The organism is Synechococcus sp. MU1651, from assembly GCF_023630635.1.
GTDB lineage: Bacteria > Cyanobacteriota > Cyanobacteriia > PCC-6307 > Cyanobiaceae > Parasynechococcus.
Genome location: NZ_JAKUHJ010000017.1, coordinates 20,651 through 31,571, shown reverse-complemented (window position 1 = coordinate 31,571; position 10,921 = coordinate 20,651). Strand labels below are relative to the sequence as shown.

12 protein-coding genes are annotated in these 10,921 nt (G+C 62.0%); 7 read left to right on the top strand and 5 right to left on the bottom strand.

Annotated features, from left to right (window positions below):
• The first annotated feature begins 218 nt into the window (after positions 1–218).
• Both NCN05_RS10805 and NCN05_RS10800 read left to right on the top strand, forming a co-directional pair.
• Entirely contained in the window at positions 219–365 is a 147-nt protein-coding gene (locus tag NCN05_RS10805; protein ID WP_170952042.1) for a YWSERL motif small protein, read from the top strand.
• A gap of 27 nt (positions 366–392) precedes the next feature.
• Positions 393–719 (top strand): hypothetical protein, encoded by a 327-nt coding sequence (locus NCN05_RS10800; RefSeq protein WP_250398083.1) that lies wholly within the window; start codon positions 393–395, stop codon positions 717–719.
• Here the strand turns inward: NCN05_RS10800 and NCN05_RS10795 are convergent.
• Complete coding sequence (locus tag NCN05_RS10795; protein ID WP_250398082.1) at positions 716–1,630, bottom strand: aspartoacylase; 915 nt, start codon at positions 1,628–1,630, stop codon at positions 716–718. The two genes, NCN05_RS10800 and NCN05_RS10795, sit on opposite strands and share 4 nt — an antisense overlap.
• Positions 1,631–1,700: 70 nt before the next feature.
• Here NCN05_RS10795 and NCN05_RS10790 point away from each other — a divergent pair, with 70 nt between their 5' ends.
• From NCN05_RS10790 to NCN05_RS10775, 4 genes are all read left to right on the top strand, one after another.
• Positions 1,701–2,675, top strand: a complete 975-nt coding sequence (locus NCN05_RS10790; protein ID WP_250398081.1) for a glutathione S-transferase C-terminal domain-containing protein — start codon at positions 1,701–1,703, stop codon at positions 2,673–2,675.
• On the top strand, positions 2,672–3,310 hold the full coding sequence (locus NCN05_RS10785) for a DUF2301 domain-containing membrane protein (RefSeq protein WP_250398080.1): 639 nt from the start codon (positions 2,672–2,674) through the stop codon (positions 3,308–3,310). The genes NCN05_RS10790 and NCN05_RS10785 overlap by 4 nt, the downstream gene beginning before the upstream one ends.
• Entirely contained in the window at positions 3,307–5,208 is a 1,902-nt protein-coding gene (locus tag NCN05_RS10780; protein WP_250398079.1) for an ABC-F family ATP-binding cassette domain-containing protein, read from the top strand. Before NCN05_RS10785 ends, NCN05_RS10780 begins: the two co-directional genes overlap by 4 nt.
• A 138-nt stretch (positions 5,209–5,346) precedes the next feature.
• Complete coding sequence (locus tag NCN05_RS10775) at positions 5,347–5,565, top strand: CP12 domain-containing protein (RefSeq protein ID WP_115010314.1); 219 nt, start codon at positions 5,347–5,349, stop codon at positions 5,563–5,565.
• Positions 5,566–5,595: 30 nt separating this feature from the next.
• Here NCN05_RS10775 and NCN05_RS10770 read toward each other — a convergent pair whose 3' ends face one another.
• Together NCN05_RS10770 and obgE are read right to left on the bottom strand one after the other, a co-directional pair.
• Positions 5,596–5,778 carry a hypothetical protein gene (locus tag NCN05_RS10770; protein ID WP_114988937.1) on the bottom strand — a complete coding sequence of 61 codons (183 nt, stop codon included), beginning with the start codon at positions 5,776–5,778 and terminating at the stop codon, positions 5,596–5,598.
• Between the two features lie 93 nt (positions 5,779–5,871).
• Entirely contained in the window at positions 5,872–6,861 is a 990-nt protein-coding gene (gene obgE / locus NCN05_RS10765; RefSeq protein WP_250398078.1) for a GTPase ObgE, read from the bottom strand.
• Positions 6,862–6,919: 58 nt separating this feature from the next.
• Between obgE and NCN05_RS10760 the strand changes: the two genes are divergently transcribed.
• Positions 6,920–8,098 carry an ABC transporter ATP-binding protein gene (locus NCN05_RS10760; protein ID WP_284500645.1) on the top strand — a complete coding sequence of 393 codons (1,179 nt, stop codon included), beginning with the start codon at positions 6,920–6,922 and terminating at the stop codon, positions 8,096–8,098.
• Positions 8,099–8,120: 22 nt separating this feature from the next.
• On the opposite strand, the gene NCN05_RS10755 is transcribed toward NCN05_RS10760, so the two are convergent.
• Both NCN05_RS10755 and NCN05_RS10750 read right to left on the bottom strand, forming a co-directional pair.
• Entirely contained in the window at positions 8,121–10,559 is a 2,439-nt protein-coding gene (locus NCN05_RS10755; protein ID WP_250398077.1) for an endonuclease MutS2, read from the bottom strand.
• Positions 10,522–10,920, bottom strand: coding sequence for a VOC family protein (locus NCN05_RS10750; protein WP_115010309.1), 399 nt, complete (start codon positions 10,918–10,920; stop codon positions 10,522–10,524). Before NCN05_RS10750 ends, NCN05_RS10755 begins: the two co-directional genes overlap by 38 nt.
• Position 10,921: the final 1 nt, after the last annotated feature.

Here is a 10,921-nt window from a genome sequence, read left to right as displayed (position 1 = left end):
GCGCCGGAGCGCTGCTGGAGGGTGGTGGTCATGAGAACGGAAAGAAATGTTCCCGAAGGAACGGTTTAAGGAAGGGCAGGAGAGCCCTGCCTGGTTGGAATTGTAAAGGAAGTTTGCGCTGTGTGTCCACAGATTGCGAAACCAACGCTTAAGCGCCCCAGGCGAGGAAAGCGATGCTTTCGAAAGACTTAAGATTCATGAGACTCACCAAGGCGCTATTGGTTCTGATCCGCTGGATGCAAGCTGGCCATCGCTTGGAGGAAACCGTTCCTCTGAGCCAGGCCCGCCACAGGCGACTGGAGCTGGAGGCTCAAGGTGCCACCGTGTATTGGAGTGAACGTCTGGCCCAGGGCCAGTTCTGTTGAGAGGCTGGGGCCAATCAGCACAGGCCCATGCAGCGTTTGATTCCCCTGATTTGTCTTGGGCTCACCTCGGTTGGTCTCACCAGCTGTGGACTGGTGAGCTCAAGCGGCGACCAACCAAACGCAAGCGCTTCGATCAAACAGCTGGAACAACGCATCAACCAATTGGAGCAGGAGCTGCAACAAATCAAGTTGCCCGGCGGCGATGCAGACAGCAAGACCCCGGCCGGTCCGCTGCGATCCCTCACCCTGAGGATCGGCACCGAAGACGACCGATTGCGGATGTACTGGGCCGATGGTCAGACGAGCAATCTGATCTGCTCTCAAGAAGGGAAAGGTGTTTGGGCCTGCGGTTAGGCCGCAGAGACCAGCTGCTGCAAGGCCGGCAGCCAGGTGGGCTGCACGGGCCACACCTCCCGGCGCGTGAGGGAGAAAGCAATGCTTTTCTCCGCGTAGGCCGCTTCATTCACAAACACGGGAATCTCCCCCTCAACCCAAGCTTCACCTCGATCGGTCCCATCCGCAGCACGGAACATCGCCTGGGTTGAGCTGATGTCCTGCCAATCGCGGCCCTGCAGTTCGGGATGCACAAGGGCCTGAGGCTCTCCGTTCTCCGCCTTCGGAAGATCCCGACTCCCCAGGTGACGGTGCACCACCAGAGCATCCGGCAGCCGGGCCAAGCCCTGATCTGCCTGATCCAAGGCTCTCAGGCAGGTTTCCAAGCCAAGACGGGTCTGTTCAACGACCCGGGCATTTAGCAGACCTTGCGGCACAGGGCCCACCTCGATCACCAGGCCGCAGGGCCAGGATTCAACAAGGAAGCCGGTCTGCTGAGCATCGGCTTCGTGCAGATAAATCGGCAGGCCGAGCGCTCCCTGCACCAAAGCCGCGAGGGCGAGATCAGCCGGACGCCGGCCATACACCACAAGGGAATTGCCCATGGCCGCTGTGGTGCTGTGCAGATCGATGGCCACAGCACAAGGCTGCTCGCCGCTCGGGCCGTGCAAGCGCAGGAGTTCCCCAGCACGCTGGAACTCCAAGCCGGGGGCCCCCTGCTCCAACTGTTCCGTGAGGAAGCAGCGGTTGAGGTCACGATCGACGTAACGGCAGCGGCGGCGCAACGCTTCGGGGTTGCCGATCACCTTCTGCACCGCCAAGCCAGCAGCGTTGATCAGATCAGGGTTGGCCTGCCACTGCTGCAGCAACCAAGGGGCATTGACCTCATTGCCGTGGGTGCCGGCCACCACAAGAACGCCACAGCTGCTCATGGACCACAGCGAACCAAGTTCTGACTGAAGCACGAGTCACAGCGAGGATGGAAGCGATCCAAACCGCGCCATGTCGATCCCACCTGTTGTGGTCACGGCCGCCCGTAGCAGTTGGCGCTGGCAATGGCAACGGCTCATGGGTGGGCTGGGCCCAGCCGATGCGGCCGGCAATTACACCCGCCCAAGCAGCGATCCGCTCAGCCCGCCGGCTTTAAACCCCGAAGACCTGCTCCAGCGCAGCGCAGACCAACGGCCAATCCTGGTGATCGGGCGCAGTTGCCCCTGGGCCCACCGCACCTGGCTGGTGCATCAGCTGCGCCATCTGCATAACAGCCTCACCCTCGTGATGGCACAGGCGGATCACAACGCTGGACGCTGGTCCCTCAATCCCGCTTGGGAGGGGTGCGACACGCTGCTGGAGTTGTATCAGCACTGCGGCGCCCCCCCCAGCTACCGGGCCACCGTGCCTGTGCTGGTGGATCCCAAGACGCGCAGCCTGCTGGGCAATGACAGTGCACCACTGGTGGAGCTGTTGAACCGCTGGCCCCATCAAGACGCGGCTTTGGATCTTGCACCGGCGGAAGCCACCGACAGGATCCAGGCCTGGCAGCAGCGGCTGCAACCGGCCATCAACGATGGGGTGTACCGCTGCGGTTTCGCCCGCAACCAAGCGGCCTACGACCGCGCCGAAGCCGATCTCTTCGACGCCCTTGCTGCGGTGGAGCAGAGCCTCGAAACCAACGGTCCATGGCTGTGCGGCACAACACTGACCCTGGCGGACGTGCGGTTGTTCCCCACCTTGATCCGCTGGGAGCTGGTCTATGCACCCCTGTTCGGCTGCAGTCGGCAGCCGCTCTGGCACTACCCACACCTCTGGGCATGGCGACAACGCTTTTACGCCTTGCCGGGCGTTGCGGACACCTGCGACGGCAACGCCTGGCGAAACGACTACTTCGGTGCCTTGTTCCCCCTCAATCCCGGCGGCATCGTTCCAGCCGGTCCTGACCTGAGCACACTGGTGAACAGCACGGCGGCGTCGGGATGACCAGCGCAGATCCAACCTTTGAAGGTGTCTACGGCCCTTACTCGATCACCGCTACCGATCGCCAGGAGGTGCGTTCCTACCGGATCGCCCTGTTGATCACCGGCCTCAGCCTGGCTGCAGGAGTGCTGCAGTGGTGGCAGACCGATAGCCCCTGGGCATGGCTCTGGGTGCTGCCGATGGCCACAACCCTGGGCCTGGCGCTGCGCTGGATTCACATTTATCTCCGTCCCTTGCACCGGGCCCTGCAACTGTTCTGGCTCAGTGGTTGCGTCGGTTGGGGGGCCCTGCTGGTGAAGGCCGGCCCCACCGAAGTGCTCTCCACCCTCCGGGACCAGCCGCTGTGGATCCTGGCCATCGGGCCGCTGTTTGCCGCCCTGGCGGGAATCGGCTTCAAGGAGTTTTTCTGCTTCCAACGGCCCGAAGCCATTGGTCTCACCCTGCTGCTGCCGGCAGCGCTGCTGGGGCATCTGGTGGGACTGATCAATGGTCCCCTCTGCCTGGCTCTACTGGAAGCTGCAGCGTTGCTGCTGGTGCTGCTGGCCCTGCGCAAATTCGGCATGGAGGCAGCAGCGGATGTGGGCGACAAGAGCGTGTTTGCTTATCTGGACGGTCAATTGCCCGCTGGCACGCCGTGAGTCTGATCAGCCTGGTGGGTGCGGCCAAGGATTTCGGCATCCGCACCCTCTTTTCCGATCTCGATCTCCACATCGCTGAAGGAGAACGGCTCGGGCTGATCGGACCCAATGGCGCCGGCAAATCCACCCTGTTGAAGGTTCTGGCAGGGAAAGAACCGCTCGGGGAAGGGGAACGCCGCTGTTCGCCGCGGCTTCGGGTGGAGCTGGTTGGTCAGGAGAGCCGGATCACTCCGGGGCTCACGGTGCTGGAGCAGGTGCTGGAGGGCTGTGGTGCCAAACGGGATCTGCTGGTGCGCTTCAGCGCCCTCAGCGACGCCATCGCGGAAGACCCCAGCAATGAAGCACTGATGGCGGAGCTGGGTCAGCTCAGCCAACGGATGGATGAAGAGGACGCCTGGAGCCTGGAGCAGCAATGCCGGGAAGTGCTGCAGAAATTGGGCATCAGCGATCTCCAGCGCCCGGTCGACGACCTCTCCGGCGGATACCGCAAACGGGTGGGTCTGGCGTCAGCCCTGGTGGCCTGCCCCGATGTGCTGCTGCTGGATGAGCCCACCAACCATCTCGATGCCGCTGCCGTGGAATGGCTGCAGAGCTGGCTAGATCGCTATCCCGGCGCTCTGGTGCTGGTCACCCATGACCGCTACGTGCTCGATCGGGTGACGCGGCGGATGGTGGAGGTGGACCGAGGCCAAGCCCGCACTTATCAGGGGAACTACAGCACCTTTCTGCAGCACAAAGCGGAAGAAGAAGCCTCAGAAGCAGCCTCAGCGGCCAAGTTCAAAAGCGTGCTTCGCCGTGAATTGGCCTGGCTACGCCAGGGGCCCAAGGCGCGCAGCACCAAACAGAAGGCGCGACTGCAACGCATCGAAGCGATGCGCGAGCAAAAACCCAATCAGGCCAAAGCGAAGCTGGAGATGACCGGCATCAGCCGGCGCATCGGCAAACAGGTGATTGAAGCGGAAGCCGTTGGGGTCACAGCCGATGGCAGCCAAGGCGGTCGCCCACTCCTTGATGGCTTCAGCTACAGCTTCAGCCCTGAAGACCGAATCGGCATCATCGGCCCCAACGGCAGCGGCAAATCCACCCTGCTTGATCTCATTGCCAGACGGCGCGAGCCAACCCAAGGCAGCCTGCTGCTTGGGGAGACCGTTCACATCGGTTACCTGGACCAGCACACCGAAGCCTTCAACAAAGGCAAAGGGCTCGATCGCAAAGTGATCGAGTTCGTGGAAGAAGCCGCCAGCCGGATCGATCTGGGGGGTGCACAGGTCACCGCATCGCAGCTTCTGGAACGCTTTTTGTTTCCACCGGCACAGCAGCACAGCCCCTTGGCCAAGCTCTCGGGAGGCGAGCGCCGCCGCCTCACCCTCTGCCGGATGCTGATCCAGGCGCCCAACGTGTTGCTGTTGGACGAACCCACCAACGATCTGGATGTTCAGACCCTCAGCGTTCTGGAGGATTTTCTTGAGGACTTCCGAGGTTGCGTGATCGTTGTTTCGCACGACCGTTACTTCCTCGATCGCACCGTTGATCGTCTGTTCTGTTTCGACCAAGGACGGCTCAATCGGTTTGAAGGGAACTACAGCGCGTTTCTGGAGCAGCAGCGCCAGGAGGAACGCAGCCAAAGCCAGGCGAGCAAACCCTCCACACCCAAACCAGAGCGCAGCCGCAAGACCAAGCGCGACGGCCCGCGGCGGCGAAACTTCAAGGAAAACAAGGAGCTTGCGGCTCTCGATCAACAGCTGCCTGACCTGGAGCTGAAGAAAGAAGAGCTGGAACACCAGATGACGCAGGAGGGCGCCGACATGGCCAAGCTGAGCCTTGATCTGGCTGATCTGATCTCCCGCATCGAACAGGCGGAAGAACGCTGGCTGGAACTCAGCGAATTGGCGCCCTGAGCAAGGAGCTGGAGCCGTGGTTGTAGCCACGGCTACCGCCAACTCAGATCAAGATTGACGGATGGTCATGGGGGGGGATTCCACCACTCCAAAACCGATGAATCGCCGTAAGGTGCAGCCAGGCCACGGTCTGAATTCATGAAGTCCATCGACGAACACATCCAGAAGGATCAATCGGAAATTGAAGCTGCCAAAGCAGCTGGAGACGACGCCAAGGTTCGTCACCTCACCGATGAGTTGAAGTCGCTGGAGGAATACAAGGAACACCACCCCGGCGACAGCCACGACCCCACGTCGCTCGAGCTGCATTGCGAGGCCAATCCCGATGCCGAGGAGTGCCGCGTCTACGACGATTGAGTCAACCAGCGACGTAAATCCAACGAGGGCTCAGTAGTCCTCGTTGTAGTCGGAGGGGCTGCCGGTCAGGCTGCAGACGACAGCCTCCTCCTTACGCATTGCCTTCACTTCAGCGATCGGGCGTCCCATGCGTTGAAGCACAGCAACATCTTCTTTTGTTTGGCACCGGGCGATCACGTCGCCCTTGTTGTCCAGACAGGTGTAAAAGGTCATGTCATGGGAGAGACATTCCCGTTATGGCTCCCCCGCGATCAGGCCACAAGCACCGGTGTGGCTGATCACATGAAGATTGTCTGGAGCATCAGCTCACACTCCGAGCTCGGCCCAGGTTTCGGCCAGCAACTGATCGAGGTTGGTTCCCATGGCGGCTGAAATGCACAGCACGGGACGATCACTCGCCGCTTCAAGGTCTTGCCGCAACTTGGGGAGATCCTCTTCTGTCACCAACTCCTGTTTGTTGATCACCAACAGACGTGGCCGATCAACCAGACCATGGCCATAGGCCTCCAGCTCCTGCTGGACGACGTTCAGGTCAGCCACGGGATCCTCGGATCCTGCGTCCACGAGGTGGATCAGCAGACGGGTGCGTTCGATATGACGCAGAAAGTCGTGGCCAAGACCAGCGCCCTGGGCGGCCCCCTCAATCAAGCCTGGAATATCCGCGAACACGGTTCCATCTCCACTGGGGCGGCGCACCACACCAAGGTTGGGAACCAAGGTGGTGAAGGGGTAATCGGCAATCTTGGGTCGCGCTGCCGACAGCACGGCGATCAAGGTGCTCTTGCCGGCATTGGGAAGACCAATGATGCCCACCTCAGCCAGCAACTTGAGTTCCAGCTGCAGGGGCCATTCCTCACCCTCACGGCCCTCGGTGAATTTCTCCGGAGCGCGGTTGCGATTGCTCAGGTAATGGGCATTACCCAAACCACCTCGCCCACCGAAGGCAACGGTGAGACGCTCACCCGGGGTGGTGAGGTCTCCCAGAAGGATGCCGGTGCGCAGATGGCGTACCTCCGTGCCGCAAGGCACCTTGATCACCAGGTCTTTCCCTGATGCACCGGTGCATTTGTTCGGACCACCGCGTCGCCCATCGTCAGCGGCGAACAGGCGCTTGTATTTGAAATCGAGCAGGGTTTGCAGGTTGCTGTCGGCCTCGAGAACCACTGGAGCCCCACACCCGCCGTCACCTCCGGAGGGGCCTCCGGCGGGCACATACTTTTCACGGCGAAATGCAGCGATGCCATCGCCGCCGCGCCCGCCTCGGACCGTGATCCGTGCCTGATCGATGAACTGCACGGTGCTGCCGGCTCAATCCAATCCATAACCCTAAGATTCAGCCGCTGCAGCTCTGTCGTTGGCCGGCGTCCGTTTCGAAGACCTCAGCAAGACCTTCCCTGGACGCGGCAGCGGTGATCCCGTTGAGGTGATTCGTCAGTTGAATCTGACGATCAACGATGGCGAGTTTTTGGTGCTGGTCGGTCCCTCGGGGTGCGGCAAAAGCACCTTGCTGCGACTGCTCGCTGGTCTCGACAGCCCCACCAGCGGCGAAATCAGAATCGGGTCCCGGCCCATCAGCGATGTACCGCCAGCGCGCCGCAACGTCGCCATGGTGTTCCAGAGCTATGCGCTCTACCCGCATCTCAGCGTGCGGGACAACCTCAGCTTCGGACTGCGCAGAAGCCAGGCGAGATCAACGTTCCAGCGCATCCAAGATCAAGCCTTTCAAGCCACGCGTGCCTTACCCAAACCACTGAGGGTGCGGTCGGTCAGAGAAGAACGAATCGAAGCCCGGGTGAACACCGTTGCCAGATCTCTGGAACTCACGGAATTGCTCGATCGGAGGCCAAAGGAACTGTCCGGCGGACAGAAACAACGGGTCGCCCTCGGACGCGCCATGGCGCGCAATCCTGAGGTGTTTTTGATGGATGAACCGCTGAGCAATCTCGACGCCAAACTCAGAACGAGCACGCGCCAAAGAATCGTCGAGCTGCAGCGAGAACTGGGAACAACGACGGTTTATGTGACCCACGATCAGGTGGAAGCGATGACCATGGGGGACCGCATCGCTGTATTGAACCAAGGGCGCCTGCAGCAACTCGGGACCCCCATGGAGTTGTACAGATGGCCCTCCAACATCTTCGTGGCTCAGTTCATTGGCAGCCCAGCGATGAGCCTTTTGCCCGTCACGGTGGGGCCCAATGCAACTCTGATGCTGGGGAACAAGCGCATTCAGGTTGAAGGCGCAATGGTCGAGCCTTTACTTCAACGAGAAGGCCAACACCTCACCGCAGGATTGAGGCCTGAACACTGGCATCTGGCACCGGCAACGAACCGGAATCTCCAAGCCGATGTAAGCCATTGCGAGCGTCTGGGCAATGAGCAGATCCTTACCTGTCGGCTCCTGGATGGTGATCAACTCATCCAGGTCAGAGCTTCAACGGAGATCAACATCACTGCCCGCGATGCCATCCACCTCGACCCTGACCCCACAGGCTGGCGGTTGTTTGATGCGGATGGTGAAGCGATCCGTTAGCCACTGAAGCGCCTGAACCAGCTCAGCGCACCCAAACAACGCTGCAGCCCGGTCCACCGTCCCCCTGCTCGGCATCGGTCACCCGTTCCACATAGGGCACCGTGTCCAGCCAGGCGCGCAGGCCGCGCTTGAGCTTGCCCGTGCCGATGCCATGGATCACCCAAACCGGCCCAGTGGCACTGCGCAAGCATTCCTCAACCGCCGCTTCGGCCTCATGCACCCGCATGCCACGCACATCAAGGGTGTTGCGACTGGTGCGCACCTGTGCACCGCCGCCACCGACGGAACGGGCTTGCACCTTCACCACCGGCTTTGGAGGCGGCTCCGGCTTACGCCCATCCAGGCTTTCCACCGCCGCCAGATCCACCGTGGTGCGCATCACCCCACAACGAACCGTCAGCTGAAGGCCGTCATCGCTGATGGCCAACACATCTGCAGCCTTGCCGAGGGCGAGCAAGCGCACGCGATCCCCCACAGATGGACGCCAGCCCGGCTTGGGTGCACGCCGTTCAGGGGTTGGGCGGTGATGGTCTTCCAAGCTGCGTAACCGTTGCCCAGCCTTTCGCGCGGTTTCCCCATCCGCGCGCTCATCCCGCAGACGGCGAATCAGCGTGCGAACTTCTTTCTGGCCCTGACGGATCGACTGCTCCAAGCGTTGACGGCCCTGCTCCTGGCGTTGCGCGGTCTGCTGCTTTTGCTTCTGCCAGCGCTGCAGCAACTCCTCGTGCAGCAGCTCCGTGCGTGCCAGGAGTGCTGCAGCGTCTTCTGCCGCGGCCTGCTGGCGCTGCCGTTGCTCCTCCAAGCCACGGATCACACTGTTCACCTCACCATCACCCCCTGGGGCCAGAAGCTGCTGGGCCTGGTGAAGCACATCGGAATCGAGCCCAAGGCGCGTCGCGATCGCCAGTGCATTGCTGCGTCCTGGAATTCCCCACAGCAATTCATAGGTGGGGGACAAGGTCTCAGGATTGAAAGCAACAGAGGCATTCTCAAAACGAGCGTCGTCGTATTTGAGGGCCTTGAGTTCACCGAAGTGGGTGGTGGCAATCGTGAGCCGAGCCCGATCCGCAAGAGCCTTGAGCAGAGCCGTGGCCAGGGCTGTTCCCTCGCTGGGATCCGTTCCAGCACCCACCTCATCAAGCAGCACCAGGGCTGGAGAACCACCGCGCTGCAGCGCCTCAAGAATGCGCCCGATGCGCTTCACATGACCACTGAAGGTGGACAAGCTCTGCTGGAGGGATTGCTCATCGCCGATGTCCGCCAGCACCTGGGCACACCAGGGCAGGGAAGGTTGCCCCGAACAGGGCAAAAGCATGCCGGCGCGTGCCATCAGTGCAGCGAGGCCAATGCTTTTCAGGGTGACCGTTTTGCCACCGGTGTTGGGCCCGGTGATCGCCACCACCCGCAGCTCCGGCGACACCTCCACCGAGATGGGAACCACGGGCGGCCCGTCCGCCCGCTTGTGCTGCCACACCAACAGTGGGTGTCGCAGACCTGAAAAGCGAAACGGAGCCTCCGCTGCCGCCTCAAGCTGAGGCTCAACGCCACCAAGCCAGCGGCCGTAACGCCCACGGGCCAGTGCAAGATCAAGCCCGCGCAGCACGGCCACCACCTGGTTGAGGGCGGACGCCTCTTCAGCCACCAGAGCACTCAGCTCCGCCAACACCTTGCGTTCCTCATCCCGGATGCGGGACTCCAGCTCCGCCAGCTTGTTGCCCATGGTGAGCACCGAGCGGGGTTCAACAAAGAGGGTGCTGCCTGAGGCCGAACTGTCGTGCACCTGACCCGGCACCTGGCTCACCGCACCGGCCTTCACCGCCAGGACAGGACGGCCATGACGCTCGGCGATCACGCTGTCCTGCAGGGATGGGGCCAGGCGTCGCAGCAGCTCCTGAAGTTTGTCGCGACGCTCCTGGCGCAATCCGTTCCATTGATGCCGGAGCGCCGACAACGCCGAGCTGGCGCGATCAGCGACACGGCCGCCCTCCTCGAGCGCAAATTTGAGCCGCTGCTCCAACTCCGGCAGCGTCACCATCGTTTCAATCAACGCGGTGCACACCGGGCGCAGCTCGGGATCGTCGATCTGACGGCGCAGGCGACGGGCCGCTGCCAATGTTTCCGCCACGGCCAGCAGCTCTTCACCGGAGGCCACGCCTCCCTTGCTGCAGCGCAGCACCACGGGCTCGAGGTTCTGCACACCGCGGAAGCTGAGCCCCCCCTCAGTGAGGTCATCGAGCACCGCCATTTCAACCGTCTCGGCCAGGCGCTGTTTCGACTCCTCCAGGCTGGCGGGCAGCGGTTGAACCCGGGCCGCATCACGGCCCATGCCGGTGCTGGCAAAGCCGCTGAGATGGTCACAGACCCGATGCCACTCCAGCAGTTCAAGGGTTTCCTGCTGAGCCCGGTCCACCCCTTGACTCAAGTCAGTTGCAGTTGGAGGGGATGCCACCGGGGGGTTCATAAAGCATTTCGAGCCAGTTGCCTTCCGGATCTTTCAGATAAAAAGACGCCGTGCCGTCGCGGTGGTCATGGACGGCACCAACGTGCACACCCTGCGCTTTGAGACGATCGTGAATCACATCCACCTCCGCACGATCGCGGAAATGGAAGGCGAAATGTGGGCCAGCGGCTTTGTAATCCGGGCCTAACAAGGCGAGTCCATCTCGACCTTCCCCGGCTTCCAGATAGCACCAGTCGTTGGCACGCCAGACCAGACGCATGCCCAGATCGGTGTAGAAGGCAACAGCCCGATCGACGTTCTCAACACGGATCGCAACGTGACCGAGACGATCCACACCTTTGGGTTGATCGGCTGTTGCCATC

Bases quoted from the DNA above. Each gene is read 5' to 3' on its own strand.
- NCN05_RS10800 (WP_250398083.1), top strand. From the start codon at position 393: ATGCAGCGTTTGATTCCCCTGATTTGTCTTGGGCTCACCTCGGTTGGT.
- NCN05_RS10795 (WP_250398082.1), bottom strand. From the start codon at position 1,630: ATGAGCAGCTGTGGCGTTCTTGTGGTGGCCGGCACCCACGGCAATGAG.
- NCN05_RS10790 (WP_250398081.1), top strand. From the start codon at position 1,701: ATGTCGATCCCACCTGTTGTGGTCACGGCCGCCCGTAGCAGTTGGCGC.
- NCN05_RS10785 (WP_250398080.1), top strand. From the start codon at position 2,672: ATGACCAGCGCAGATCCAACCTTTGAAGGTGTCTACGGCCCTTACTCG.
- NCN05_RS10775 (WP_115010314.1), top strand. From the start codon at position 5,347: ATGAAGTCCATCGACGAACACATCCAGAAGGATCAATCGGAAATTGAA.
- NCN05_RS10770 (WP_114988937.1), bottom strand. From the start codon at position 5,778: ATGACCTTTTACACCTGTCTGGACAACAAGGGCGACGTGATCGCCCGG.
- NCN05_RS10755 (WP_250398077.1), bottom strand. From the start codon at position 10,559: ATGAACCCCCCGGTGGCATCCCCTCCAACTGCAACTGACTTGAGTCAA.
- NCN05_RS10750 (WP_115010309.1), bottom strand. From the start codon at position 10,920: ATGGCAACAGCCGATCAACCCAAAGGTGTGGATCGTCTCGGTCACGTT.